The organism is Streptomyces sp. NPDC059696 (genome assembly GCF_042733745.1).
GTDB lineage: Bacteria > Actinomycetota > Actinomycetes > Streptomycetales > Streptomycetaceae > Streptomyces.
Genome location: NZ_JBHWFG010000030.1, coordinates 1 through 26293, shown reverse-complemented (window position 1 = coordinate 26293; position 26293 = coordinate 1). Strand labels below are relative to the sequence as shown.

Below are 26293 nucleotides of genomic sequence, written 5' to 3'. Positions count from 1 at the left end.
GGCCGTGCCCCGGGCGACGGCCGTTGTGGCTCTGTCGCGTCGCGCCGAGTGTCAGTGGCCCGCCGTGCCCCGGGCGATCGCCGTGACGCGTTCGCTCTCCACGCGTTTGTCCAGGACCCCGTCCCCTGCCTGCTCCAGGTGCCGGCACAGCACCACGGAACCGCCGGTGGCCAGGGGTCCGAACAGCCCGGCGTTCAAGCCGTCCCACGTGTCGTACGGCAGCCCCGACAGGATCCGCGACCCGGGCCCGATCAGGCCCAGCGCGGTCGCCTCGGCCCGGGCCCGCTGGACCACCTCGGCTCCGCTGAACTCCCGCCCGGCCACGACCAGCGAGGGCCCCTCCGGATCCACGGGCGCGTACGGCACGAACCGGTCGCCCTGGCCCGGCACCTCCACCGCGTAGTCGACGAACCCCTCGGGTACCTGCGGGAACCGCCCGCCGAGCGGCCGCAGCGCCATCGCGATCCGCGCCCCGGAGCAGGCCCGTGCCTCCTCCAGCCGGTCCGGCCCGCTCACCACGACATCGGCGGCCCGGGCGTCCCCCGACACGTCCGCGACGACGCCCACCGACGCGCACGCCAGCAGCCACACCGCCGTCTGCCAGTGCGCGGGCAGCAGCAGCGCCACCCGGTCCCCGGGCTCGACGGACAGTTCGTCCTGGAGGAGGTTCGCGGTCTTGGCCACCCAATTGGCGAAGGTGGCGACGGACAGTTCGACGCGTTCGCCCGTGGCGTCGTCGTAGAAGGTCACCAGGGGACGTCCCGGATCCGCGGCGAGCGCGGAACCCAGCAGGTCGGCGGGGGTGCGATCGGTGGCGTTCATCGGCGCAAGCGTACGCGGCGCGCGGGTCCCCGCCCAACGGCCCGCCCACCGCCGCACCCCGAATGCGCCACCGGTTCGGCGGAGTCCCGGCCGACGGTCCGTCAAATCCCAAATGGACAGACTTATACGACTATGTCCAAGATCAGGGGCATGCGTGGATTCCTTGCTTCCTCGATCGGTGTCACCTGTGCGGCCGCTCTGGCCCTCCCCCTCACCCCTCCCGCCGTCGCGGCGACGGCGAGACCGGTGCCGGCCACGGACGCCGCGACCACGGCGAGACCCGCACTTCACGCGGGGACCCGGGTCACCGCCCCGAGCGCCCGTCGCGCGGCCGAACCGAACGCGGCCGGCAGCACCCAGTCCCTGCCCCTCCAGCCCCTCACCCGCGCCACCCCCTCCGGCCCCGCCACCGAGCAGGGCCTGCCCCGCCGAGCCGTACGCCACTTCTCCCTCGTCGGAGTCGTCTGGGACGACCCCGACGCCGAACTGCACGGCCGCGTCCAGGTCCGCACCCGCGCCGCAGGCACCGGCGCCTGGTCGGACTGGCAGGACGTGGAGACCCACAACGCCGAACACGCCGCCGACCGGGACGCCGCCGAGCGGGCCTCGGACCGTGTCCGCGGCGCCACCGCACCGCTGTGGGTGGGCGACTCCGACGGCGTGGAACTCCGCGTCAGCTCCGCGTCCGACGGTGCGGAGGCCGGCGCCCGCGAGCTGCCCGCCGCGCCCCCGCTGCCCTCCGGTCTCCGCCTCGAACTCGTCGACCCCGGCGAGGACGACACCCGGTCCGGGACCGAGGAGGAACCCCGCGCCGTCGACGCCGTGAACGCCGAGTCGTCCGCGCTCGCCGAGGCCTCCGCGGCCAACGCCGGTCTCGCCCCGTTCGGCGCTACCGAGATCGCGGAACTGAGCCGCGCCGAGACCGAGGAGGAGTACCTCGCTCTCCACTCCGAGGGGCTGACGGAGCAGCAGCGGCAGGCCAAGCCGTACATCGGCCCGCGCCCGGGTATCGTCACGCGGCGCGGCTGGGGGGCGGACGAGGGGCTGCGGGAGAGCGGCTTCCGGTACACGAAGAAGGTCAAGGCGGCCTTCGTGCACCACACCGCCAGCGGCAACAACTACAGCTGCTCGCAGGTCCCCTCACTCATCCGCAGTATCTACCGCTACCACGTCAAGAGCATGGGCTGGCGGGACATCGGCTACAACTTCCTCATCGACAAGTGCGGAAAGATCTACGAGGGCCGCGCCGGGGGCGTGGCGAGACCGGTGCTCGGCGCGCACACCCTGGGTTTCAACAGCAACAGCATGGGGATCGCCGTCCTCGGGTCGTACGGCGCGAAGAAGCCGTCGAAGGCCGCGGTCAAGGCCATCGCCCGGCTCAGTGCCTGGAAGCTGGGGCTGCACGGGATGAACCCGAAGAAGAAGACCACGCTGAAGTCGGCCGGCAGCAACCTCTACAGCAAAGGCAAGAAAGTACGACTGAACGTGATCTCGGGGCACCGGGACGGCTTCAAGACGGAGTGCCCCGGCGGGAAGCTCTACGCGAAGCTCGGCTCGGCCCGCTCCAAGGCGGCCCAGTACCAGGGCCGCTGACTCCACGTTCACCGCCGTCGGGGGGGCGGCGGGGGCGGAACGCCGCACGGCCAGCGAAGGCGCCACGGAACGGTCTGCATACACTGACCGGCCGAAAGACAGTTCGGCCGGTCCCGGCAGGAAGCAGAGACGACACGTGACAGAAGCGATCCTCCTGGTCGGCGGCAAGGGCACCCGGCTGCGCCCGCTCACGGTGCACACGCCCAAGCCCATGGTCCCGGCGGCCGGGGTGCCCTTCCTCACGCACCAGCTGGCGAGAGCGAGAGCGGCCGGTGTCGAGCACATCGTCCTGGCCACCTCCTATCTGGCCGAGGTCTTCGAGCCGTACTTCGGTGACGGCTCCGCGCTGGGACTCCACCTCGAGTACGTCACGGAGGAGGAGCCGCTCGGCACGGGCGGTGCCATCCGCAATGTGGCCTCCCGGCTGCACTCCGGCCCCGACGACCCGGTCCTGATCTTCAACGGCGACATCCTGACGGGCCTGGACATCCGGGCCCTGGTCGACACCCACGAGACGACCGGCGCGGACGTCTCCCTGCACCTCACCAAGGTCACGGACCCGCGGGCCTACGGCCTGGTCCCCACGGACGACACGGGCAGGGTCCTGGCGTTCCTGGAGAAGCCGCAGACCCCCGAGGAGATCGTCACCGACCAGATCAACGCGGGGGCGTACGTCTTCCGCCGTTCGGTCATCGACTCGATCCCGCTGGGCAGGCCGGTGTCGGTGGAACGGGAGACCTTCCCCGGCCTGCTCGCGGCGGGCGCGCACCTCCAGGGCATGGTCGACTCCACGTACTGGCTGGACCTGGGCACGCCGGCGGCCTTCGTGCGCGGCTCGGCGGACCTGGTGCTGGGCCGCGCCCCCTCTCCCGCCGTCCCCGGCCGCTGCGGCGACCGCCTGGTCCTGCCCACGGCCCGGGTCGCGTCCGACGCGAAGCTGGCGGGCGGCACGGTGGTGGGCGAGGGCGCCTTCGTCGCCGAGGGCGCGCGGATCTTCGGCAGCACGATCCTGCCCGGCGCGGTCATCGAACCCGGCGCGGTCATCACCGACTCCCTGATCGGCTCCCGCGCCCGCGTCGGCCAACGCTCGGTCCTGACGGGCACGGTCATAGGCGACGGCGCGGTCATCGGCCCCGACAACGAACTCCTGGAGGGCGCCCGCATCTGGTGCGACGCCCGCATCCCAGCAGGAGCAGTCCGCTTCTCCTCGGACCAGTAGGCCGCACGTCCTCCTCGGACCGGTAGGCCGCCGGTTCTTCTCGGACCGGTAGGCCGCACGTCCTCCTCGGACCGGTAGGCCGCACGGGTGGGCGTGGGAGTCCCCCTGATCGAGCGAAGCCGAGAGCTCGGGGGAGGCAGCCCGCTACGCCGGGCTGCGAAACCCCCCGCCCCCGGCACCCACGCCGAGCACGGGCAAGTCACGGCTCACAAACCGCCCCCTCACAACTGCCCGATATCCCACCGAGGCATCTTCGGCGCCCGCCGAGCCGGCACCCTCCCGCTCAGCAGAATCAACCGAGCCGCCCGATGCCGCTGCCCCGCGTACGGCTCCAGCAGCTCCAGCATCGCCGCGTCATCCGCGTCCCGGTCCCCGGCCAGCGCCCACCCCACGATCCCGGGCAGATGCACATCCCCCACCGTCACCTCGTCCGCCGCCCCATGACTGCGCTGCACCGTCTCCGCCGACGTCCACGGCCCGATCCCCGGCACCAGCTCCAGCCGGGCCCGCGCCGCCCCGGGCTCCATCCCCACGGCCTGCTCCAGCCGCGCGGCGACCCGCACCGCACGCAGGATCGTCGACGCCCGCTTGTTGTCGACCCCGGCCCGGTGCCACTCCCACGACGGGATCAGCGCCCACGTCCGCGGGTCCGGCATCACGTACATCCGCGCGGGCGCGGGCCCCGGCGCCGGCTCCCCGAACTTCCGCACCAGCAGCCGCCACGCCCGGTACGCCTCATCGGTGGTGACCTTCTGCTCCAGGATCGACGGGATCAGCGACTCCAGCACGAGCCCGCTCCGGCTCAGCCGCAGCCCCGGCCGCCGGTGCCGCGCCGCCGCCAGCAGCCGGTGCCGCGGCACGAACGCCGACGGATCGTCCGCCGCCCCGAGCAACTCCGGCAACCCCTCCAGCAGCCAGTCCGCCCCGGGCCCCCAGGCCTCGCCGCGCACCCCGCCGCCGTACGCGCACACCCGCAGGGTGCCGGGTCCGGCCGGGGTGAGACTGGTGCGCCACACGGACCCGTCGGGGGTCGCCCGGAACGTCGGGTCGCCGGGCCCGCGCCGCAGCGGCCCGAGCACCAGGCCGAGGTCCAGCGGCCCGTCCGGCACCCACTCCCGCACCCGGCCCGGCCCCGTCGCCTGCCGCGGCACACCCGGGGGCACGGCGACATGCCCACCCCGCACTGTCGTGGGGGTGGCTCCCACGCCTTTCGGGCTGTGGGGGAGCGTGGGCCGCTGAGCGAACCGTCCTGCCATGAATGAGTCCCTGGGATCCGTGAGGAGTGGCCCTACGAGCGTAGGCGCCGCCCGGCACCTGTCACCGCACCCGTCACCGCACCTCGATGAACGCGCCCGCGTCCCGCTCGGGCCGCGGCCGGGGTTCCCCGGCCGCGTGGCCGACCGCCACCGCGCCCATGGGGTCCCAGTCCGCCGGCAGGTCCAGCACCTCGCGCACCACGTCCCGGCAGAACATCGTCGACGACACCCAGGCCGAGCCCAGCCGCTCCCCGGCCAGCGCGACCAGGAAGTTCTGCACACCGGCGCCCGTGGCGACCACGAACATCTCCCGCTCGGCGGCGTCCCTGCGCGGGTCGCCGTACGTGTGCGAACCGTCCATGACCAGGCAGGGGACGACCAGATACGGCGCGTTGCGCAGCACATCACCGCGCCGGATCCGCCGGGCGATGGACTCCTCGCTCTTGCCGTCGCGCCGCAGGTCGGCGATCCACGCGTCCCGCATCGCGTCGAGCAGCCGCGTCCGCGACTCCCGCGACTCCAGCAGCACGAACCGCCACGGCGTCGTGTGGTGCGGCGCCGGGGCGGTCACGGCCGCGGCCACGGCCCGCCGTACGGCACCGGCGTCGACGGGCTCGTCCGTGAAGGACCGGACCGTGCGCCGCTGGGTCACGGCCTGCCGGACCGCCTCCGAGGCGCCGAGGCGGAACATGTCGTCGCGTGCGCCGCGGACCATGGCCCGCGCCCCGTCGCCGTCGGCGTCCGGCGCGACCAGGTGCCCGAGCCCCCGCACCACCGCGACCGGCAGCCCCGCGGCCTTGCCCTTGACCAGGTCGCCCGCCGCGGCGAGTTCGTCGGCGGTGGCGACGACGGTGGCGCTGAGCGGATTGCCGTACGCGTCCGTGCCGCCGCGCAGATCGTCGAGCACGCGTACGCCGGCGGCGCCGATCGCGACGTCCGTGAGCCCGGAGCGCCAGGGCCGGCCGAACGTGTCGGTGACCACGACCCCGACCTCGACGCCGAGGGCCTCGCGCAGCCCGTCCCGGACGGCGCGGGCGGAGGCGTCCGGGTCCTCGGGCAGCAACAGGACCGTCCCGGACGGGGTGTTGGACGCGTCGACCCCGGCCGCGGCCATGACCAGACCCTGCCGGTTCTCCACGATCCGCAGGGTGCCGCGCCGGGCCACCACCCGGACGGTCTCCGCGTCGATCGCCGCCTCCCGGTCGGCGGCCCGGACGACCCGGCCCTCCGCCTTGGACACGATCTTCGAGGTGACGAGCAGGACGTCCCCGTCGGCCAGGCCGGGTTCGGCGGCCGCGATCAGCTTCGCCAGGTCGTCCCCGGCGGCGATCTCGGGCAGTCCCTCCACGGCCCACACCCGGTACCCGGCGGCACCCGGCTGCGCACCGGCGACCTCGCCGCTCACGCGCCCCGCACCTCCTCGGCCAGCGCCAGCGCCTCCTGGGCCATCCGCGCGGTCGCGTCGGCGTCGCTCATCATCAGCGGCACGGCCCGGCAGCGGATCCCGGCCGCCTCGACCTGCTCCACCGCGCCCGCGTCGACCGTGTCGACGAGCCAGCCGTCCAGCAGGCCCGAGCCGTAGTGCTCGGCCACCGCCGCGGCGGTCGACTCGACGCCCACGGCGGCGAGCACCTTGTCGGCCATGCCCCGCACGGGCGCGTCTCCGACGATGGGGGAGAGGCCGATCACCGGCACCCCGGCGTCCGCGATCGCCTCCCGGATGCCGGGCACGGCGAGGATCGTGCCGATCGAGACGACCGGGTTGGACGGTGGGAAGAGGATCACGTCCGCCTCGGCGATGGCCTCCAGGACACCGGGGGCGGGCTTCGCCTGGTCGGCGCCCACCGGCACGACGGCCCGGGCGGGCACCGAGGCGCGCAGCCGCACCCAGTACTCCTGGAAGTGGATCGCCTTCGTCTCGCCGTCCGTCTCGACGGCCACATGGGTCTCGACGCGGTCGTCGGACATGGGGATGAGCCGCACGCCCGGCTTCCAGCGGTCGCAGAGCGCCTCCGTCACCGCGCTCAGCGGGTATCCGGCGCCGATCATCTGCGTCCGCACGATGTGCGTGGCGAAGTCCCGGTCGCCCAGGCCGAACCACTCGGGCCCGACGCCGTACGCCGCGAGCTCCTCCTTGAGGTGGAAGGTCTCGTCGGCGCGCCCCCAGCCCTGCTCCTCGTTGATGCCGCCGCCGAGCGTGTACATCACCGTGTCGAGGTCCGGGCAGACCTTCAGCCCGAAGAGGTGGATGTCGTCCCCGGTGTTGCCGATGACGGTGATGTCCGCGTCCGGGACGGCCCGCTTCAGACCACGCAGGAACCGGGCACCGCCGATGCCTCCTGCCAGAACCACAATGCGCATGGGCACAGTGTGTCAGCCGTCAGGCTGACTCGTTGAGGAGTGGTGGTCGGGCGACGGGTGGGACGGTCTCGCAGGCCCGCGACAACCGGTCAGGCAGTCACCACACCCGGTACGTCCCGGGCCGTGCAGTGCTGGGCGGTGTGCATGGGCATCTCGGTGAGGCCCGGGTAGTACACGTGCAGGCTCACCGCCGGCTCCAGCGCGTCGTTGACGACTTCGTGTACGTACCCCGGCGCGAACACGCGCTGCGCGCCCGCCCGCAGGGCGCGTGTGCCCCGCTCCGTGCGCTCGGTCAGCGTGCCGTCGAGGACGGTCAGCACTCCGGAGGAGCGGCCGTGGTCGTGCAGCCCGCTGCCCTGCCCGGGCACCCAGGACAGCAGCCACACCTCGTAGCCCGGTCCGGTGCGCAGCCGGTGGTACCAGCGGCTGGTGGCGTCGTAGCGGACGAGGTGCTCCCACTGGGAGCGGTCCTCGGCGAGGGAGCGGGCCAGTCCGACGAACTCGGCGACGGTGGCCGGGTGCTCGCGCGGGGTCTGGAGGAGGTGGGTGACTTCGAGGATGTCGCCGGCGATCTGGAGGTCGCTGTCGCTGTTCATGGGGTGCGTGGTTCCTCAGTGAAAGAAGGTCAGAGGGAACGGGAGCCGAGAGACGGGTGGGTCTCGGCCTTCAGCCGGAGCAGGTGGGGCTCAACAGCTGGAACAGCGACAGCTACAGCGAGCGCGGGCAGCACCGTGGGACCCGGCGGTGCGGGTCGAGGTGAATGCCAAGTTCGCGAGCATGCCCACAAGGACACCGGTTCACACCTTCACTGTCAACCCGACACCCGGTCCGTGGGACGTGTTTCACCTCATCCGGTCGATCGCTCAGATGAAAGGTTTGTGCATGCCCCGCCCGGGACACATGGCGTCCAACCGGGCGCACGAACCCCGTTGCGTACTCGTGATCCGACTGTGATCCGTTTCGCTTCGACGTGCGTGTCGGAACGAGACCGAACCTCTGGGCGTCCTTGTTCGTACAGCTCTGTATGGGGTCCGGCGGAAGGCGTGAGCCCTCACGGGCTCCGTCTGTGTGTCAGGTTTTATGGTGATTTGAACACTTTCCGCATGGGCTTGGTTCCGCAGAGTGAATAAGGGGCTCAATAGCAGATCTCGGCTTGACTCGCCCGGAGCAGCACACTTGTAATTTCACTCGTGTCGTTCAGCCGGAATCGGTAACGGCTAGATCACGGGGACGCGAAAGACAGACGAGGGGCGCACATGACCGAGACGGTGCAGCAACTGCTGGTCGACGACGCGGACGAGGAACTCGGCTGGCAGGAGCGCGCGCTGTGCGCCCAGACCGACCCCGAGTCCTTCTTCCCCGAGAAGGGCGGCTCGACCAGGGAGGCCAAGAAGGTCTGCCTCGCCTGTGAGGTCCGCTCCGAGTGCCTCGAGTACGCCCTCGCCAACGACGAGCGGTTCGGCATCTGGGGCGGCCTGTCCGAGCGGGAGCGCCGCCGGCTGAAGAAGGCCGCCGTCTGACCCCCGCCCCTCTTCGCGAACGGCCCGCCGCCCGTGGGTTATCCACAGGCGGCGGGCCGTCTGCTGTGCAGCCGATAGTGTGGTCGCTCGTCCGAGACGCCCCGCCGCCCCCACCGGGCGCAGGCGTCCACCGCAGTCCACCGAACCGGGGCCCGTACCTCGATGTCCGTGCACAGCCACCCGGCAGCCCATCACGACACCGCTGCCGCACCTGAGTTCCCGCGTCATGTGGTGACCGCGGTCCTCGTCTCCCACGACGGCGCCCGCTGGCTGCCCGACGCGCTCGCCGGACTGCTCGGCCAGGAGCGTCCCGTCCAGTACGCGATGGGAGCCGACACCGGCAGCTCGGACGCCTCCGCGCAGCTGGTCACCGATGCCCTCGGCGCCGACCGGGTGCTGCACCTCGCCCGCCGCACCGGCTTCGGCCAGGCCGTCGAGGAGTGCGACCGCACCGCCCCGGTCCTCACCCCGGACGAGCTGCCGTACCTGAAGCGCCCCAGCGGCTGGGACCCGGTCACGCGCTCGTGGCGCGACGACGCCTACGACCTGCCCGAGCTGCCGCACGGTGAACCGGTGCAGTGGCTGTGGCTGCTGCACGACGACTGCGCCCCCGACCCGGACGCCCTGGCCCAGCTGCTGCGGGTCGTCGACACCGAGTACGAGCTGGGCCGCGAGGACGTGGCCGTCGTGGGCCCCAAACTCCGCGGCTGGTACGACCGGCGGCAGCTGCTGGAGGTCGGTGTCTCCATCGCCAACTCCGGCCGCCGCTGGACCGGCCTGGACCGCCGCGAACAGGACCAGGGACAGCACGACCACGTCCGGCCCGTGCTGTCGGTGTCCACCGCCGGCATGCTCGTGCGCCGCGACGTCTTCGAGCAGCTCGGCGGCTTCGACCGCCACCTGCCCCTCATGCGCGACGACGTCGACCTGTGCTGGCGGGCGCACGCGGCCGGTTACCGCGTCCTGGTCGCCCCCGAGGCGGTCGTCCGGCACGCCGAGGCGTCCAGCCGCGAGCGCCGCACGGTCGACTGCGTGGGCCGCACGGCGGCCTCCCCGCACAAGGTCGACAAGGCCGGCGCCGTCTACACCCTGCTCGTCAACGCACGTACCGCCGTGCTCCCCTGGGTGATCCTGCGGATCGTGCTCGGCACCCTGCTGCGCACCGTGGCCTACCTCGTCGGCAAGGTCCCCGGACAGGCCGTCGACGAGATCCGCGGCCTGATGGGCACCCTGCTCCGGCCGGAGCGGATCCTCGCCGGGCGCCGCCGCAGAGGCGCGCCCCGGATCGACAAGGGCGAGCTGCGGGCGCTGTTCCCACCGCCCGGCGCGACCGTCCGCGTCACCGTCGAGCAGGTCGCGGGCAGCCTCGTCGGCCGCTCCGACCCGGAAGCCGCCGCCGGCGCCGGACGGCACGGCAGCGCCGTGGAATCGGGCCCAGGCGGCGACGACGCCGACTTCCTGGAGATCGAGCAGTTCGCCCGGCTCAAGCGCATCGCGCGCAAGCCCGGCCCGGTGCTCTTCCTCGTCCTGCTCCTCGTCTCCCTGGTCGCCTGCCGCCAGCTCCTCGGCGGCGGCGCGCTCGCGGGCGGCGCCCTGCTGCCCGCCCCGCCCGACTCCGGCGAGCTGTGGTCGCGCTACCTCGACGCCTGGCACCCGGTCGGCGCCGGCGGCACCTCGTCCGCGCCGCCGTACGTCGCGCTCGTGGCGATGCTGGCGTCCCTGCTGTTCGGCTCGACGGGCCTCGCCGTCACCGTCCTGCTCGTCGGCTCGGTGCCGCTGGCCGGTGTCGCCGCCTACTTCGCCTCCCGCCCGCTCGTCGAGTCCCGGCTGCTGCGCGCCTGGGCGGCCGTCGTCTACGCCTTCCTGCCCGCCGCCACCGGCGCCCTCGCCGGCGGCCGCATCGGCACCGCCGTCCTCGCCGCGCTGCTGCCGCTCGTCGCCCGCGCCGCCGTCGCCGCCGGTGGCCTGACGCGCACCGGCCAAGCGCGCGGCAGCTGGCGTGCCACCTGGGCGTACGCGCTGCTGCTGACCATCACCACCGCTTTCACGCCGATCGTGTGGCCCATCGCGCTGCTCCTCGGCATCGCGCTGCTCGTGCTGCGCCGCGGCGACATCACGGCCTACGGGCTGCGGTTCCTCGCCCAGCTCGGCACCCCCCTGCTCCTCCTCGCGCCCTGGTCGCTGACGCTGCTGCCGTTCGGCTTCCTCAAGGAAGCGGGCCTCGCGTACGACCCCTCGTCCGCCTCCGCCCTCGACCTGCTGGGTGCCAGCCCGGGCGGGCCGGGCACCGTCAGCGGCCTCATGCTCATCGGCATCGTGCTGGCCGCCCTCGCCGCCCTGGTCCGCTCCGAACGCCAGGCGGGCATCTGGACCGCATGGGCCGTCGCCCTGACCGGCTTCGTCTTCGCCGTCCTGGCCAACAGCTCCACCTGGGCCGGACCGGCGACCCTCGTCTACGGCATGGCCCTCCTGGCGGCCGCCGCGCTCGGCGCCGACGGGGCACGGGCGCGCGTGGCCGAGCAGAGCTTCGGCTGGCGCCAGCCGGTCGCCGTACTGATCGCCTTCGCCTCGGCCGCGGGCCCGCTGCTCATCGCCGCCGGCTGGATGATCCGCGGCGCCGACACCCCCCTGGAGCGACGCGACCCGACACAGGTCCCCGCGTTCGTCGCCGAGGAAAGCAACACCCGCGACCAGGCCCGCACCCTCGTCCTCGACAGCGAATCCGGCGCCCACGTCGGTTACATGCTGGTCCGCGGCTCGGGCGCCCGTCTCGGCGACGGAGAGATCGCCGGGGCCGACGGGGAGAACGACCGGCTCGACAAGGTCGTCGCCAACCTGGTCGCCGGCTCCGGCGCCGACCAGGCCGACCAGCTCGGCGGCTTCGCCGTGCGCTACGTCCTGGTCCACCAGGGCGCGCCCCGCGAGGTCACCCGTGTCCTGGACGCCACGCCCGGCCTGTCCCGGCTCAGCCAGCAGGCGGGCGGCGCGCTGTGGCGCGTCAACCGGGAGGTCGCGCGCGCCACGATCGTCCCCGCCTCCGGCGCCCCGCAGCCCGTCGCCGCCGGGCCGGTCGACATCCACACCACGATCCCCGCCGGCGCGGACGGACGCGTGCTGCGCCTCGCGGACTCCGCGGCCGACGGCTGGACGGCCACCCTCGACGGCAAGCCGCTGACCCGCACCACGGTCGACGGCTGGGCCCAGGGCTTCCGGCTCCCCGCCTCCGGCGGCACGCTGGACGTCACCTACGACGACCCGGTCGGTCACACGGCCTGGCTGTGGGCCCAGGGCCTGCTCGCCGTCGTCCTCGTGGTGCTCGCCCTGCCCGGCCGGCGCCGCGACATCGACGACGACCTCCCCGACGAGCCGGCCGTCCCGGCCGAGGCCGTCGCCGGCGAGGGCCGCCGGGCCCGCCGCCTGCGCGCCCAGGCGGAGGCCGAGGCGGAAGAGGCCGCCGTCCCCGAGGAGTTCCCGCCCCCGCAGCCCCAACAGCCTCCGGCGCCGGTGCCCCAGCAGCAGAACTACGGCGAGTGGGACAACGCCGGCTACCAGGGCGGCGCGCACGCCGGCTACGGCGACCCGTACCAGAACGCCCCGTACCCGGCCGACGCCTACGGACAGCAGTACCAGGCGGACCCGTACCAGGGCGGCCAGTACGACCCGTACGCCTACGGCGGCCAGGGCCAGAACCCGTCCTACGACCAGCAGGGCTACGACCAGAGCTACGGCCAGGACCAGGGCCAGGGCTACGGCACGCCGTACGACCCGGCGCAGCAGCACCACCCCCACGGCACGGGCAGTGAGCGTCCCGACGGGAGCCAGCAGTGAACCGCACCACCCTGTCCCTCATCGCCGGCACGACCGCGCTCGCCGCCGTCACCGGCTTCGCCGTGCTGTCCCAGCCGGACCCTCCGGGCACGGACACCGCCAAGGCGGCCGCCCAACTGCCCGTGGAGCGCGCCAGCCTGCTCTGCCCGGCACCCAGCACGTCCGACCTCGCCGAGACGTCCTACACGTCCTTCACGCCCGTCACGAAGGGCACCGGGAGCGGTGGCAAGGCCGAACTCAGCGCGGCCATCGAGGAGTCGGCCGACGCCGCGCCCGGCGGCAAGGACACGGGCGACGGCACGTCAGGCGGCAAGGACGGCGGCAAGGACGGCGGCAAGGACGGCGGTGAGTCCGGCGAGGACAAGTCCGCGAAGCCCGTGCTGACTCCCAAGGAGCCCGGCAAGCCCGTCACCGGCGACAGCTCCGGCGGTGACGCGCCCGCTCTCGTCGGGACCGCCGACGGCAGGTTCGCCCCCGGCTGGACCGTCCAGCAGACCACCGAGGTCGCCGCGGGCACCGGGCGCGGCCTGCAGGGCGTCAACTGCACGGCTCCGGACACCGACTTCTGGTTCCCCGGCGCGAGCACGGAAGCCGACCGCACCGACTACGTCCACCTGACGAACCCCGACGACTCGGCCGCCGTGGTCGACATCGAGCTCCACGGCAAGGACGGCGCCCTGAAGTCCGCGGTGGGGGAGGGCATCACCGTCCCGCCGCACTCCAGCGAGCCGGTCCTGCTGTCCACCCTCACCGACGAGCGGCAGACCGACCTCACGGTCCACGTCAACGTCCGCAGCGGACGCGTCGGCGCGGCCGTGCAGGCCCTGGACGACAAGATCGGCGGCGACTGGCTGCCCGCGTCCACGGACCCCTCGGGCAGCCTGGTGCTGCCGGGCATCCCCAAGGACGCCACCGCCGTGCGCCTGGTCGCCTTCACCCCCGGAGACGCCGACGCGGACCTGAAGGTGCGCCTCGCCTCCCCCTCCGGGCCGATCACCCCGGCCGGGCACGAGACGGTGCACGTCAAGGGCGGCATGACGACCGCGGTCGACCTGGGCGACGTCACCCGCGGCGAGGCGGGCTCCCTGGTGCTGACCCCGACGGACCGGTCCGTGCCGGTCGTGGCGGCCCTGAAGGTCGTACGCGGCAAGGGCGACAGGCAGGAGACGGCGTTCATCCCGGCCACCCGCCCCGTGGGCACGCGCGCGACGTCCGCCGACAACAGCGGCAAGGGCAGCACCCTGTCCCTGACGGCCCCGGCCGCCGCGGCCACGGTCAGGGTCACCGCCTCGGCCGGCAGCGAGGGCGGCACGCCGGTGTCGAAGACGTACACCCTCAAGGCAGGCACGACCCAGGACATCGAGCCCCCGGTCCCCGGCGGCCTCAAGGGCACCTACGCGCTCACGGTCGAGCCGGTCTCCGGCGGCCCGGTCTACGGCGCCCGCACCCTCGTGGCCAACGAGGACGGTGTCCCCGCCTTCACGGTCCAGACGCTGCCCGACGACCGCGGGACGGTGGCGGTACCGGAGGCGGACGAGGACCTGTCGGTGCTCCAGAAGTAGACCCGCGGGCTCCAGAAGTAGACCCGCGGACTCAAGAAGTAGACCCGCGGGCTCCAGAAGTAGACCCGCGGCCGGGCCCCGGCCCGACGTCCGCGGGCAGGACACCGCCCACATCGTCCGCGGCGGCGAGCCCCGGGTCGTCCTCAGCCCTGCTCCTCGCCGTACCTCGGGTCCACCGTCTCCGGTGTCAGCCCGAGGATCTCGGCGACCTGCTCGACGACGACCTCGTGCACCAGCGCCGCCCGCTCGTCGCGCCCCTTGGTGCGGATCTCGACCGGCCGCCGGTAGACGACCACGCGCGCGGGGCGGCCCTCGCGCGCGCCGATCGTGCCGCCGAGCGGCACGGCCTCGTCGTTCCAGGCCTGGCCCGGCCCGTCGAGCCGTGGCACCTCCAGGACCAGGAAGTCGATGTCGGCGAGCTGGGGCCAGCGCCGCTCCAGGCGCTCCACGGAGTCCTGCACCAGATCGGCGAACACGTCCGCGCGGCTCGCGGCCAGCGGCACCTGCGGCGGTGCGATCGGGCCGCGCATACCCCGTCCGTGGCGATCACGACGGCGGGGGCCGGGGGCGGCAGCACGAGGCGTTACGGGCTTGTCCATCACTGGTGAAGGGTAGTCCCCGCCCGGCCCCGGTGCCCGGCACCGCACTGCGGCAGGGACGGCTTCCGGCCGCGCCCGCACGGCATGTTGTTACATGACCATTCAAGCCAAGGTTGGGCTCAAATCCGTATCCCGCCGAGACCGACGACCTCACGGTATTTGTGGGTTTTGTGTTGACTCTTGATCGCATGCCGGGCTGTCCGGCATCTCGGGCGTCGCTGTCCGGGCAGGTCAGGAAGGTACGCTCAAAGGAGTGTGTGCGGCGTTTCACAGCACGACACGGGGGAGTGACCTGGTGGAGAGTCGTCGCGGCCCGCTCAAGAGTGCGGTACCGTCCAACATCGTGAGCCCTGTACGTCGCTGTTCGCGCACCGCCTGCGGCCGTCCCGCCGTCGCGACGCTGACGTACGTCTACGCCGACTCGACCGCGGTCCTCGGCCCGCTCGCCACCTACGCCGAACCCCACTGCTACGACCTGTGCGCCGAGCACTCCGAGCGCCTCACCGCCCCGCGCGGGTGGGAGGTCGTCCGGCTCCTCGACGGCTCGGCCCCGGCCCGCCCCAGCGGCGACGACCTGGAAGCGCTTGCGAACGCCGTGCGTGAGGCGGCCCGCCCCCAGGAGCGCGCGGCCGAGGCCGGCGGCGGAGGCCGCGGTGCCGATCCGCGAGAGGTCGCACGGCGCGGGCACCTGCGCGTCCTGCGCTCGCCCGACAACTGACCCGGCCCCCCGAGCCCTTCACGCGCGTACCCCTTGAGGCGAGCTTGCCGCGGACCTGACCACTCCGACGTGAGGGCGCGAGAAATCGCTTTCGCCTGACGGGACATGACCTCAACGGGGCGTCCACCGCGCCCGTGGCGGTCGGCGCGATGACCGCACCGGCCGTCACCCTCGCCCGGATGGCCGGGAGGACCTGCGGTGACGGCCGGGAGCCGTCTCGGCATCCGCCCGGCGCGCTGTCGGTGGGCGGGGGTAGTTTGTGCGGACCGACAGTACTTTTCCAGGAAGGTTGGCCGTGGCTGATCTGTCGCAGGTCGTGAAGGCGTACGACGTACGCGGGGTCGTTCCCGACCAGTGGGACGAGTCCCTGGCCGAGCTCTTCGGAGCGGCCTTCGTGCGGGTCACCGGCGCGAGCGCCATCACGACCGGGCACGACATGCGGCCCTCCTCACCGGGCCTGTCGCGCGCCTTCGCGCGCGGGGCGGCGGCCCAGGGCGCCGACGTGACGGAGATCGGCCTCTGCTCGACGGACCAGCTGTACTACGCCTCGGGCGCGCTCAACCTGCCGGGCGCCATGTTCACCGCCTCCCACAACCCGGCGCAGTACAACGGCATCAAGCTGTGCCGCTCCGGTGCCGCCCCGGTCGGCCAGGACACCGGCCTGGCGGACATCCGTGAACTCGTCGAGGCCTGGAGCGAGTCGGGCGCCCCGGCGGCGGCCGCGACGACGGGCACCATCAGCGCCCGTGACACGTTGTCGGACTACGCGGCCCACCTGCTCTCCCTGGTCGACCTGACCTCCGTCCGCCCCCTGAAGGTCGTCGTCGACGCGGGCAACGGCATGGGCGGGCACACCGTCCCCGAGGTCTTCGCCGGCCTGCCCCTGACCCTGGTCCCGATGTACTTCGAGCTCGACGGCACCTTCCCCAACCACGAGGCCAACCCCCTCGACCCGGCCAACCTCGTCGACCTGCAGAAGCGGGTCCGTGAGGAGGGCGCCGACCTGGGGCTCGCCTTCGACGGCGACGCCGACCGCTGCTTCGTCGTCGACGAGCGCGGCGAGCCGGTCTCCCCGTCGGCGATCACCGCCCTGGTCGCCTCCCGTGAACTGGCCCGGCACGGCGGCAAGGGCACGATCATCCACAACCTGATCACGTCCTGGTCCGTACCCGAGGTCGTCGCGGAGAACGGCGGCAGCCCGGTCCGCACCCGCGTGGGCCACTCCTTCATCAAGGCCGAGATGGCCCGCACCGGCGCGATCTTCGGCGGCGAGCACTCCGCGCACTACTACTTCCGCGACTTCTGGAACGCCGACACGGGCATGCTCGCCGCCCTGCACGTCCTCGCGGCCCTCGGCGGCCAGGACGGCCCCCTGTCCTCCCTCGTCGCCCAGTACGACCGCTACGCCGGCTCCGGCGAGATCAACTCCACGGTCGCCGACCAGCAGGCCAGCCTCGCCGCCATCCGCGCCGCGTACGGCACCCGCGAGGGCGTCACCCTCGACGAGCTCGACGGCCTCACCGTGTCCGCCGCCGACTGGTGGTTCAACGTCCGCCCGTCCAACACGGAGCCGCTGCTGCGCCTGAACGCGGAGGCGAGGGACGCCGAGACGATGGCCCGGGTGCGCGACGAGGTGCTGGGGATCATCAGAGGCTGAGGCCCGACCCCCACCGGCGGTAATCTGACCAGGCACGACCCCAAGCGCCCGCACACCGGAGGAACCTCCATGCCCCTCGAATCCGGCCTTCTCGAGATCCTCGCCTGCCCCGCCTGCCACTCCGCCCTCACGGAGCAGGACACCGAGCTGATCTGCACCGGCACCGACTGCGGCCTGGCCTACCCCGTGCGCGACGGCATCCCCGTCCTGCTCGTCGACGAGGCCCGCCGCCCCGCGTGACCGGCAGGGGGCGCACCCGCCGGCGCGACCCTCGGCGCACATAGCCCCCGGCACAGCGGGCACGATCCAGGACACCTCACAACGGACCCCGGCGATGGGAAGCTGCCGCCCATGCTCGACGAATCGCTGCTCGACTCACCGGAGGGCCTCGCCGAGGCCGACCACCGCGGGCTGCTCCGCGGCGCCGCGGAAGCAGGCGCCCGCGTACGCACCGCCGCCCGCCATGCCGCCGAGGCGGGCGTGGGCGACCTGAAGCCGGACGGCCGCCCCCGCGCGGTCCTCATCGCCGGCCCGGGTGCCGCCGCCACCCACGCCGCCGACCTCATCGGCACCCTGGCCGGTGCCGGCAGCCCGGTCACCCGCCTCGCCCCCACCGGCGTCGCCCCGGCCGCCGGCGCCCTGCGCTGGGAACTGCCCGGCTGGGTCGGCTCCGTGGACCTCCTGCTGATCACCACACCCGACGGCACCGAACCCGGTCTGTCGCTGCTCGCCGAGCAGGCCTACCGCCGCGGCTGCACGGTCGTCGCCGTGGCCCCCGCCCGCACCCCGCTCGCCGAGGCCGTCGCCGGGGCGCACGGCCTCTTCGTGCCCATGGCGACCGCCCCCTATGACCAGGACGAGCCGTTCGCCGCGTCCGCCCCCGGCGTGCTGTGGGCCCTGCTCACCCCGCTCCTCGCCCTCCTGGACCGCACCGGCGTGCTCGCCGCCCCGCCGGACGCCCTCGGCAAGGTCGCCGACCGGCTCGACCACGTCGCCGAGCGCTGCGGCCCGGCCATCGCCACGTACAGCAACGCCGCCAAGACCCTCGCCGCCGAGCTCGCCGACGCCCTCCCGGTCGTCTGGACCGAGGGCACCTCGGCGGGCCCCGCCGGCCGCCGCTTCGCCGCCGCCCTCGCCGAGCTGTCCGGCACCCCCGCGGTCGTCGCCGAACTCCCCGAGGCCCTCGCCGCCCACAGCGCCCTGCTCGCCGGCCCGCTGGCCGCCAGCGCCGACCCCGACGACTTCTTCCGCGACCGCGTCGAGGAACCCCCCGCCCTGCACGCGCGCGTGGTGCTGCTGCGCGACCGCCCCATCGGCGGCCTCACCGCCGCCCCCGGCGCCCGCGACCTCGCCCTCAGCCACGACACACCCATCAGCGAGCTCGAACCGGAGGCCGGCGGCGAACTGGAGACCCTCGCGGAACTGATCGCCATCACGGATTTCGCCGCCGTTTACCTGGCGCTCGCTTCGAGGGCCTGATCTTGCCCGGGACACCCTGACGCGCCCGCCCGCACCACGCAGAGAGAACCCCATGGACCGCCTCGACAACACCATCCGCCCCTACGCCTGGGGTTCCACGACCGCCATCCCGCAGCTGCTCGGCGTCGAACCGACCGGCGAACCGCAGGCGGAGATGTGGATGGGCGCCCACCCCGGCGCACCCTCGCGCACCGACCGGGGCAGCCTCGTCGAGATCGTCGACGCCGACCCCGAGAAGGAACTCGGACCCGCCGCCGTCGCCAAGTTCGGTCCCCGGCTGCCCTTCCTCCTCAAGATCCTCGCCGCGGGCGGCCCGCTCTCCCTCCAGGTCCACCCCGACCTCGCACAGGCCCAGGAGGGCTACGCCGACGAGGAGCGGCGCGGCATCCCTCTGGACGCCCCGCACCGCAACTACAAGGACGCCAACCACAAGCCCGAACTGGTCTGTGCCCTCACCGAGTTCGACGGCCTGTGCGGCTTCCGCGACCCCCTGGAGGCCGCCGCCCTCCTCGACGACCTCGGAGTCGACTCCCTCAAGCCCTACGTCGACCTGCTGCACGCCCACCCCGAGGACGCCGCCCTGCGCGAGGTCCTCACCGCCATCCTCACCGCCGACCCCGACGAGATGTCCCGCACCGTCGCAGAGGCGGCCACCGCCTGCACCCGCCTCGGCGGCGCCTACGCCCCCTACGCCGACATTGCCCACCACTACCCGGGCGACCCGGGCGTCCTCGCCGCGATGCTGCTGAACCACGTCAGGCTCCAGCCCGGCGAGGCCCTCTACCTCGGCGCCGGCGTCCCGCACGCCTACCTGAGCGGCCTCGGCGTGGAGATCATGGCCAACTCCGACAACGTCCTGCGCTGCGGGCTGACCCCCAAGCACGTCGACGTCCCCGAACTCCTGCGCGTCGTCCGCTTCCGGCCCAGCGACCCCGGCGTCCTGCGCCCCGAGGCCTCCGCGGACGGCGAGGAGGTCTACGAGACCCCCATCGACGAGTTCCGCCTCTCCCGCTACGTCCTGCCCGAGGCGGGCGGCACCCACGACCTGACCCGCCCCACCCCGCAGATCCTGCTCTGCACGGCCGGCACCGTCCGGGCCGGCGAACACGACCTGACCCCCGGCCGGTCCGTCTTCGTCCCGGCCGGCGAAAAGGCCGAAGTGTCCGGTACGGGAACGCTTTTCCGGGCCACCGTCGTCGCCTGACCGTTTCGAGGACACCGTGCTGGTGACCTGACTCACCGCTCCGACGGCGGGCTGCAACAATGGCCCACCGTCAAGCACGGGCAAAGCCACGGGCGCGCACCAAGGCGATCGCCCGGCCCCTGGAACGGCGTACGAAGGGACAACGCGAACATATGAGCGCGTCAGGCGGTACCAAGGCGATCGTGGCGGCACTGGGCGCCAACCTGGCGATCGCGGTGGCGAAGTTCGTGGCGTTCCTCTTCAGCGGCTCGTCGTCGATGCTCGCCGAGTCCGTGCACTCCGTCGCCGACTCCGGCAACCAGGCACTGCTCCTGGTCGGCGGCAAGAAGGCGAAGCGCGAAGCCACCCCCGAACACCCCTTCGGCTACGGCCGCGAGCGCTACATCTACGCCTTCCTCGTCTCCATCGTCCTCTTCTCGGTCGGTGGCATGTTCGCCCTCTACGAGGGCTACGAGAAGATCAAGCACCCGCACGAGCTGACGCACTGGTACTGGCCCGTCGGCGTCCTGGTCTTCGCGATCATCGCCGAGGGCTTCTCCTTCCGCACGGCCATCAAGGAGTCCAACACCCTGCGCGGCCAGCGCTCGTGGAAGGACTTCGTCCGCCACGCCAAGGCCCCCGAGCTTCCGGTCGTCCTCCTGGAGGACTTCGGCGCCCTGGTCGGTCTGGTCCTCGCCCTCGGCGGTGTCGGCCTCGCCCTCCTGACCGGCGAGAGCGTCTGGGACGGCATCGGCACCCTCTGCATCGGCATCCTGCTCATCCTCATCGCCCTGGTCCTCGCCGCCGAGACCAAGTCGCTGCTGCTCGGCGAGTCCGCCGGCGCCGAGGAGACCCGGAAGATCGAGGCCGCGATCGTCGACGGCGACACCGTCACCCGCATCATCCACATGCGCACGCTCCACCTCGGCCCCGAGGAACTCCTCGTCGCCGCCAAGATCGCCGTGCAGCACGACGACACCGCCACCGAGATCGCCACCGCCATCGACGCCGCCGAGGCCCGCATCCGCGACGCTGTCCCGATCGCCCGCGTCATCTACCTCGAACCGGACATCTACAGCGAGCGGGAAGCGGCCAAGGGCCCCGACCCCGAGGCCTCCCCGGGCGGCCCGGTCCCCCACCCCGCCGACGAGCACTGACCCTCCCCTCGCCGACGAGCACCGACCCTCCCCCTCGGCCCACGGGGCCCGCCGAACCACTCGGCGGGCCCCGTCCCGCTTTCCGCCCCCGGCCCACGGCGCGTCCCCCGGTCCGTCACATGATCGGCTCGATGTGTTCGCCGACGGACTGGGGATCGGCCCCGCGCCCGGTGTAGCTTGGGACGGAGCCAGACGTCGCTGCTGATGGCGGTCGGGCGGTCCCCCAGCGGACCGGCCGAGGGAGAGAGGGCCTCCGACGGACTGCGCTGCGCGTACGCGGGCATGCCTGTGTCCTCTTCCGGACACCCCTGTGTCCGCCGCCGCGCAGACCAGCCGTACCCACCCTCGACCCACACTCCGAGGAGCAGCTCGCAATGACGACTGTCGAGAACCGACAGGACTTCAAGGTCGCCGACCTCTCCCTGGCCGAGTTCGGCCGCAAGGAGATCACCCTCGCCGAGCACGAGATGCCGGGCCTGATGGCGATCCGCAAGGAGTACGCCGAGGCGCAGCCCCTGGCCGGCGCCCGTGTCACCGGCTCCCTGCACATGACCGTGCAGACCGCCGTGCTCATCGAGACCCTCGTCGCCCTCGGCGCGCAGGTCCGCTGGGCCTCCTGCAACATCTTCTCCACCCAGGACCACGCGGCCGCCGCCATCGCCGTCGGCCCCGAGGGCACGCCCGACAACCCGCAGGGCGTCCCCGTCTTCGCCTGGAAGGGCGAGACGCTGGAGGAGTACTGGTGGTGCACCGAGCAGGCCCTGACCTGGCCGGACAGCCCCACCGGCGGCCCCAACATGATCCTCGACGACGGCGGCGACGCCACCCTCCTCGTCCACAAGGGCGTCGAGTACGAGAAGGACGGCAAGGTCCCCTCGCCCGACACGGCCGAGTCCGACGAGCACCGCGTCATCCTGGAGCTGCTCACCCGCACCCTGGGTGAGAACCCCCAGAAGTGGACCCAGCTGTCCTCGGAGATCCGCGGCGTGACCGAGGAGACCACCACCGGTGTCCACCGCCTGTACGAGATGCAGCGCGACGGAGTCCTCCTCTTCCCGGCGATCAACGTCAACGACGCCGTCACCAAGTCGAAGTTCGACAACAAGTACGGCTGCCGCCACTCCCTGATCGACGGCATCAACCGTGCCACCGACGTCCTCATCGGCGGCAAGACCGCCGTCGTCTGCGGCTACGGCGACGTCGGCAAGGGCTGCGCGGAGTCCCTGCGCGGGCAGGGCGCCCGGGTGATCGTCACCGAGATCGACCCGATCTGCGCCCTGCAGGCGGCGATGGACGGCTACCAGGTCACGACCCTGGACGAGGTCGTCGACAAGGCCGACATCTTCATCACCACGACCGGCAACAAGGACATCATCATGGCCTCGGACATGGCCAAGATGAAGCACCAGGCCATCGTCGGCAACATCGGCCACTTCGACAACGAGATCGACATGGCCGGCCTCGCGAAGATCCCCGGCATCGTCAAGGACGAGGTCAAGCCCCAGGTGCACACCTGGACCTTCCCCGACGGCAAGGTGATCATCGTCCTGTCCGAGGGCCGCCTGCTGAACCTGGGCAACGCCACCGGCCACCCGTCGTTCGTGATGTCCAACTCCTTCGCGGACCAGACCCTGGCCCAGATCGAGCTGTTCACCAAGCCCGACGAGTACCCGACCGGTGTCTACGTGCTGCCCAAGCACCTCGACGAGAAGGTCGCCCGCCTCCACCTCGACGCGCTCGGCGTGAAGCTGACCACGCTCCGCCCCGAGCAGGCCGAGTACATCGGCGTGAAGGTCGAGGGCCCGTTCAAGCCGGACCACTACCGCTACTGAGCCCCGGCAGCACCGCTGCCGCCCGGTTCACCGCCGGTCGACTCACCACCGGGTGCACCACCAACGGCCGGTTCGCACCGGCTGGTGCGCCACGGTCGGTCGGTGCCGGCCGGTTCGCCACCGGCCGGTTCACGCCGCCTGGCCGGCTACCGGTCGAGTCACCACCGGCTGATGCGCACCGGCCGGATCTCCGAGGCAGGCCCCCGCACCCCCGTGCCGGGGGCCTGCCCCGTTCTCGACCGGCCGAGACCGGCCCAGCCCTTCAGGACCCAGGACTCCCATGCCCCGCGGCCGCTATTCGCTCCACGATCCGCACGATCACACCCCCCTCGCAGACGAGCACTTCCAGTGCGCCCCCGGCCCCTCCGGCTGGCGCTACGTCTCCCAGCTGACCACCCCCACCGGCGATCACCACGGCTCCGTCGACCTCACCCTGGACGAACTCGGCCGCCCCCTCCGCCTGGAACTCCACGCCGCCTCCTGGCAGGTCCGCGGCGCCGCCCTCGACGGCGTCACCTGGGTCCGGACCGACCCCACCGGGACCGAGGCCACCGAAGGCAATGTGCGCGCCCACGCCTTCACCGGCACGTCCCCGGCGTTCCTCGTCGCCACCGCCCGTCTCCTGCGCCTCACCCCCTCCACGGCAGCCACCCGCGTACGCCTGGTCGCCTTCACGGACCCGGTCCTCGCACCGCGCACCGTGGACCAGTCCTGGGCCTTGCTGAGAAGCGAAGCACACGCCACTGACAACGGCCCTCTGACCGTGGACGAATACCAGGTCACAGCCCTGGACACCGGCGAGCAGCACACCGTGCACATCGCCGGGGACGTCGTGCTCGCGGCCCCCGGCGTCGAACTCGAAGACCTGGAATCACCGCCGTCGACGTTCCCACCGCCGTCGACGTTCCACTGACACGTCGGCCGGCTCCCTCAACTACGCAGGCGGCACGAACCCGGTCCCGGGCCGCTCGCCCGCCGCAGCCCCCGGCTGCACCGGTCGCCGCTCACTGGCCGAGCCCCCCGGCTGCACGGGATGCCGCTCGCCCGCGGGACCCTCCGGCTGCACGGGATGCCGCTCGCCCGCGGGACCCTCCGGCTGCACGGGATGCCACTCGCCCGCAGGACCCTCCGGCTGCACCGGGTGCTCCGGTGATTCCGTCGGCCGCTCCACGCCGGACGGCCCGGGCGCGACCTTCGGCACCGCGGCCGACGGGCCGACGGGCCCCGGAGCAGCGGCGGACATGGCCGTCCTGGCAGCCTCGCTCCCGAACGCCCGCCGGGCCTCCCGCGCCTGCCGCTCCTGCACGACCGCCGCCAGATAGGCGGCCGGCGGCACCCCCAGCGGCACCGGAGCCCCCGTACGCTCCGCCAGATCCGTCGCCAGCCGCTCCGCCATCGACCAGCCCACCTGCGGGTCCAGCTGCCGCATGCGCGTCAGGTACTGCCGGACGGCGAGCCACAACCCGTCAGGCACCGCCGACAGATCCAGCTCCGCGAACCGCCCCGCCAGCCAGGGCGGAGGCGGCGGTACGAAACCGGCCCGAGCGACCGGAATCCGCTCGCGCACGACGAGAGTCCCCGCGAACACGTCCCCCAGCCGCCGCCCACGCGCCGACACGAACGAGGCGATACAGGCCACGATCCCGAAGGTCATGAGGATCTCGATCACCCCGATCAAGCCCCGCACCAGCGCGTGCCGGAACCGGATGGGCCCCCCGTCGTCCCGCACCACCCGCAGACCGCACGCCATCTTCCCGAGCGACCGCCCGTGGCTGAGCGTCTCCACCGCGATCGGACCGCCGACCAGCACGAGAACGAACGACGCGATCGACAGAGCCGTCTGCGCCGCCTCGTCCAAGGACGCCGTGGACGTGACCAGCACGATGGTCACCGCGATGTAGACGGCCATGGCCGCCACCAGATCGAGCAGCACGGCCAGCGCCCTGCTGGGCAGCCTCGCGGGCCGCAGCTCCAACGCCACAGCCTCGCCCGTCACCAGCTCGCTCACGCCCGCCGTCCTTCCCCTGCCCTGCCCCCGACAGGGCCAGTCTGCCAAGCTGAGGGCGCATCGCACCGTAATACGACAAGCTGATCCACGACGAGCCTCCGACGACCAGCCGAGGAGCAGGCACACCGATGGACCTCGACGTCTTCGTCTCCGCCCACCGAGCGGAGTGGGACCGCCTCGAAGCCCTCCTCCGCCGTCGGCGCCGTCTCGACGGCGCGGAGGCCGACGAACTCGTCACCCTCTACCAGCGCACCGCCACACACCTGTCCCTGATCCAGTCCAGTGCCCCGGATCCGCAGCTCACCGGTCGACTCAGCCAACTCGTCGCGCGCGCGCGCAGTGCCGTGACGGGCACCCGGCGTGCCTCCTGGCATGACGTGACGCGCTTCCTCGCCCACGGCTTCCCGGCCGCCGTCTACAAGGCACGGCACTGGTGGGTGCCCACCGCGCTCCTGTCCACGGCGGTCGCGGCCCTCCTGGGGTGGTGGATCGGCACCCATCCCGAGGTCCAGGCCTCGATCGCGGCGCCCAACGAGCTCCGCGAGCTCACTCGCCCCGGCGGGCAGTACGAGACGTACTACTCCAGCCATCCGGCCGCCAGCTTCGCCGCCCAGGTGTGGACGAACAACGCCTGGGCCGCCGCTCTCTGCCTCATCCTCGGGGTCTTCCTCGGGCTCCCGGTCCTCTGGATCCTCTTCCAGAACATGCTCAACCTCGGTATCGGCGTGGGCCTGATGTCCTCGGCCGGCCGCCTCGACACGTTCCTTGGGCTGGTCCTCCCGCACGGCCTCCTGGAACTGACCGCCGTCTTCGTCGCAGCCGGCACCGGTCTGCGCCTGGGATGGACCCTCATCGACCCGGGACCACGGACGCGGCGCACGGCGCTCGCGGAGGAAGGCCGAGCCGCCATCGGCATGGCCATAGGTCTGGCCCTTGTCCTCTTCGTCTCGGGCGCCATCGAAGGCTTCGTCACTCCGTCCGGCCTCCCCACCTGGGCCCGCATCACCATCGGAATCGCCGCCGAAGTGCTCTTCCTGGCCTACGTCTATGTCGTCGGTGGTCGTGCCGCGCGCGGGGGAGAGACCGGTGACGTCGAGGCTGCGGAGCGCAGCGCGACCGTCCCGACAGCCGCCTGATCGTCGCGCCGACCGGCGGATGTGCGACCACGTCCGTTCAACTGCTAGTCTCCTCTTCGCCCCACAGGAGCCGTTGACACGGCAAGTGCGGGGAGGTAGATTCGAACAGTTGCCTGGACATGGGCTCCAGTCCCAGACCAGGCCATAGTGAACATCTATCTGCTTCTTGAAACGCTGATTTCAATGAAGCCACTCCCGATGAATCGGAAAAGAGCGGCCGGTCAGTCCGGCTCGAAACTTCTGATAAAGTCGGAACCGCCGGAAAGGAAAACGCGAAAGCGGGAACCTGGAAAGCACCGAGGAAATCGGATCGGAAAGATCTGATAGAGTCGGAAACGCAAGACCGAAGGGAAGCGCCCGGAG

At 72.8% G+C, this 26293-nt stretch carries 22 protein-coding genes; 14 read left to right on the top strand and 8 right to left on the bottom strand.

Annotated elements, in window-relative coordinates; genetic code table 11:
- Positions 1-51: 51 nt before the first annotated feature.
- Entirely contained in the window at positions 52-822 is a 771-nt protein-coding gene (locus tag ACFV20_RS27995; protein ID WP_385661176.1) for a TIGR03089 family protein, read from the bottom strand.
- 150 nt (positions 823-972) lie between these two features.
- Here ACFV20_RS27995 and ACFV20_RS27990 point away from each other — a divergent pair, with 150 nt between their 5' ends.
- The gene (locus tag ACFV20_RS27990; protein ID WP_385661173.1) at positions 973-2415 is read left to right on the top strand and encodes an N-acetylmuramoyl-L-alanine amidase; all 1443 of its coding nucleotides are present in this window, start codon (positions 973-975) and stop codon (positions 2413-2415) included.
- A 136-nt stretch (positions 2416-2551) separates the two neighbouring features.
- Complete coding sequence (locus ACFV20_RS27985; RefSeq protein WP_385661170.1) at positions 2552-3634, top strand: sugar phosphate nucleotidyltransferase; 1083 nt, start codon at positions 2552-2554, stop codon at positions 3632-3634.
- Positions 3635-3855: 221 nt separating this feature from the next.
- Here the strand turns inward: ACFV20_RS27985 and ACFV20_RS27980 are convergent, their stop codons facing one another.
- The 4 genes from ACFV20_RS27980 to ACFV20_RS27965 all read right to left on the bottom strand — a co-directional run bounded on the left by ACFV20_RS27980 (position 3856) and on the right by ACFV20_RS27965 (position 7847).
- Positions 3856-4890: a DNA-3-methyladenine glycosylase family protein gene (locus ACFV20_RS27980; RefSeq protein WP_385661167.1), complete on the bottom strand. Its 1035-nt coding sequence runs from the start codon at positions 4888-4890 to the stop codon at positions 3856-3858.
- 73 nt (positions 4891-4963) lie between these two features.
- Positions 4964-6295: a coenzyme F420-0:L-glutamate ligase gene (locus ACFV20_RS27975; protein WP_385661165.1), complete on the bottom strand. Its 1332-nt coding sequence runs from the start codon at positions 6293-6295 to the stop codon at positions 4964-4966.
- Positions 6292-7251: a 2-phospho-L-lactate transferase gene (cofD, locus tag ACFV20_RS27970; RefSeq protein WP_385661162.1), complete on the bottom strand. Its 960-nt coding sequence runs from the start codon at positions 7249-7251 to the stop codon at positions 6292-6294. The genes ACFV20_RS27975 and cofD overlap by 4 nt, the downstream gene beginning before the upstream one ends.
- An 89-nt stretch (positions 7252-7340) precedes the next feature.
- Complete coding sequence (locus ACFV20_RS27965; RefSeq protein WP_385661160.1) at positions 7341-7847, bottom strand: cysteine dioxygenase; 507 nt, start codon at positions 7845-7847, stop codon at positions 7341-7343.
- Between the two features lie 660 nt (positions 7848-8507).
- Between ACFV20_RS27965 and ACFV20_RS27960 the strand changes: the two genes are divergently transcribed.
- The 3 genes from ACFV20_RS27960 to ACFV20_RS27950 all read left to right on the top strand — a co-directional run bounded on the left by ACFV20_RS27960 (position 8508) and on the right by ACFV20_RS27950 (position 14161).
- Positions 8508-8771, top strand: coding sequence for a WhiB family transcriptional regulator (locus ACFV20_RS27960; RefSeq protein ID WP_010034659.1), 264 nt, complete (start codon positions 8508-8510; stop codon positions 8769-8771).
- A gap of 162 nt (positions 8772-8933) precedes the next feature.
- Positions 8934-12599 carry a glycosyltransferase gene (locus tag ACFV20_RS27955; protein WP_385661157.1) on the top strand — a complete coding sequence of 1222 codons (3666 nt, stop codon included), beginning with the start codon at positions 8934-8936 and terminating at the stop codon, positions 12597-12599.
- Entirely contained in the window at positions 12596-14161 is a 1566-nt protein-coding gene (locus ACFV20_RS27950) for a DUF5719 family protein (protein ID WP_385661154.1), read from the top strand. Before ACFV20_RS27955 ends, ACFV20_RS27950 begins: the two co-directional genes overlap by 4 nt.
- A gap of 143 nt (positions 14162-14304) precedes the next feature.
- Here the strand turns inward: ACFV20_RS27950 and ACFV20_RS27945 are convergent, their stop codons facing one another.
- The gene (locus tag ACFV20_RS27945; RefSeq protein ID WP_385661152.1) at positions 14305-14760 is read right to left on the bottom strand and encodes a metallopeptidase family protein; all 456 of its coding nucleotides are present in this window, start codon (positions 14758-14760) and stop codon (positions 14305-14307) included.
- Between the two features lie 295 nt (positions 14761-15055).
- On the opposite strand from ACFV20_RS27945, the gene ACFV20_RS27940 reads away from it, so the two are divergent.
- From ACFV20_RS27940 to ACFV20_RS27905, 8 genes are all read left to right on the top strand, one after another.
- A complete protein-coding gene (locus tag ACFV20_RS27940) occupies positions 15056-15478 on the top strand; it encodes a DUF3499 domain-containing protein (protein WP_161363971.1) in 423 nt (140 codons plus the stop codon).
- Between the two features lie 289 nt (positions 15479-15767).
- Positions 15768-17135 (top strand): phosphomannomutase/phosphoglucomutase, encoded by a 1368-nt coding sequence (locus tag ACFV20_RS27935; RefSeq protein WP_385661148.1) that lies wholly within the window; start codon positions 15768-15770, stop codon positions 17133-17135.
- Between the two features lie 69 nt (positions 17136-17204).
- Positions 17205-17375, top strand: a complete 171-nt coding sequence (locus ACFV20_RS27930; protein WP_385661146.1) for a Trm112 family protein — start codon at positions 17205-17207, stop codon at positions 17373-17375.
- 111 nt (positions 17376-17486) lie between these two features.
- A complete protein-coding gene (locus ACFV20_RS27925; RefSeq protein WP_385661143.1) occupies positions 17487-18614 on the top strand; it encodes an SIS domain-containing protein in 1128 nt (375 codons plus the stop codon).
- Positions 18615-18666: 52 nt separating this feature from the next.
- Entirely contained in the window at positions 18667-19818 is a 1152-nt protein-coding gene (gene manA / locus ACFV20_RS27920) for a mannose-6-phosphate isomerase, class I (protein ID WP_385661140.1), read from the top strand.
- Positions 19819-19970: 152 nt separating this feature from the next.
- A complete protein-coding gene (locus tag ACFV20_RS27915; protein WP_385661138.1) occupies positions 19971-20954 on the top strand; it encodes a cation diffusion facilitator family transporter in 984 nt (327 codons plus the stop codon).
- 374 nt (positions 20955-21328) lie between these two features.
- Positions 21329-22786, top strand: coding sequence for an adenosylhomocysteinase (ahcY, locus tag ACFV20_RS27910; protein WP_385661135.1), 1458 nt, complete (start codon positions 21329-21331; stop codon positions 22784-22786).
- Between the two features lie 280 nt (positions 22787-23066).
- Entirely contained in the window at positions 23067-23699 is a 633-nt protein-coding gene (locus ACFV20_RS27905) for a hypothetical protein (protein ID WP_385661132.1), read from the top strand.
- A 21-nt stretch (positions 23700-23720) separates the two neighbouring features.
- On the opposite strand, the gene ACFV20_RS27900 is transcribed toward ACFV20_RS27905, so the two are convergent.
- Positions 23721-24794, bottom strand: a complete 1074-nt coding sequence (locus ACFV20_RS27900; RefSeq protein ID WP_385661129.1) for an RDD family protein — start codon at positions 24792-24794, stop codon at positions 23721-23723.
- 128 nt (positions 24795-24922) lie between these two features.
- On the opposite strand from ACFV20_RS27900, the gene ACFV20_RS27895 reads away from it, so the two are divergent.
- Positions 24923-25930: a stage II sporulation protein M gene (locus ACFV20_RS27895; RefSeq protein WP_385661126.1), complete on the top strand. Its 1008-nt coding sequence runs from the start codon at positions 24923-24925 to the stop codon at positions 25928-25930.
- Between the two features lie 180 nt (positions 25931-26110).
- Here ACFV20_RS27895 and ACFV20_RS27890 read toward each other — a convergent pair.
- A partial coding sequence (locus tag ACFV20_RS27890; RefSeq protein ID WP_385661123.1) for a hypothetical protein occupies positions 26111-26293 on the bottom strand: 183 nt, incomplete at its 5' end.

Coding starts and splice junctions, on each gene's coding strand:
- cofD (WP_385661162.1), bottom strand. CDS start 7,251: ATGCGCATTGTGGTTCTGGCAGGAGGCATCGGCGGTGCCCGGTTCCTG.
- ACFV20_RS27995 (WP_385661176.1), bottom strand. CDS start 822: ATGAACGCCACCGATCGCACCCCCGCCGACCTGCTGGGTTCCGCGCTC.
- ACFV20_RS27980 (WP_385661167.1), bottom strand. CDS start 4,890: ATGGCAGGACGGTTCGCTCAGCGGCCCACGCTCCCCCACAGCCCGAAA.
- ACFV20_RS27955 (WP_385661157.1), top strand. CDS start 8,934: ATGTCCGTGCACAGCCACCCGGCAGCCCATCACGACACCGCTGCCGCA.
- ACFV20_RS27960 (WP_010034659.1), top strand. CDS start 8,508: ATGACCGAGACGGTGCAGCAACTGCTGGTCGACGACGCGGACGAGGAA.
- ahcY (WP_385661135.1), top strand. CDS start 21,329: ATGACGACTGTCGAGAACCGACAGGACTTCAAGGTCGCCGACCTCTCC.
- ACFV20_RS27965 (WP_385661160.1), bottom strand. CDS start 7,847: ATGAACAGCGACAGCGACCTCCAGATCGCCGGCGACATCCTCGAAGTC.
- manA (WP_385661140.1), top strand. CDS start 18,667: ATGGACCGCCTCGACAACACCATCCGCCCCTACGCCTGGGGTTCCACG.
- ACFV20_RS27915 (WP_385661138.1), top strand. CDS start 19,971: ATGAGCGCGTCAGGCGGTACCAAGGCGATCGTGGCGGCACTGGGCGCC.
- ACFV20_RS27945 (WP_385661152.1), bottom strand. CDS start 14,760: ATGGACAAGCCCGTAACGCCTCGTGCTGCCGCCCCCGGCCCCCGCCGT.
- ACFV20_RS27930 (WP_385661146.1), top strand. CDS start 17,205: ATGCCCCTCGAATCCGGCCTTCTCGAGATCCTCGCCTGCCCCGCCTGC.
- ACFV20_RS27895 (WP_385661126.1), top strand. CDS start 24,923: ATGGACCTCGACGTCTTCGTCTCCGCCCACCGAGCGGAGTGGGACCGC.
- ACFV20_RS27905 (WP_385661132.1), top strand. CDS start 23,067: ATGCCCCGCGGCCGCTATTCGCTCCACGATCCGCACGATCACACCCCC.
- ACFV20_RS27990 (WP_385661173.1), top strand. CDS start 973: ATGCGTGGATTCCTTGCTTCCTCGATCGGTGTCACCTGTGCGGCCGCT.
- ACFV20_RS27925 (WP_385661143.1), top strand. CDS start 17,487: ATGCTCGACGAATCGCTGCTCGACTCACCGGAGGGCCTCGCCGAGGCC.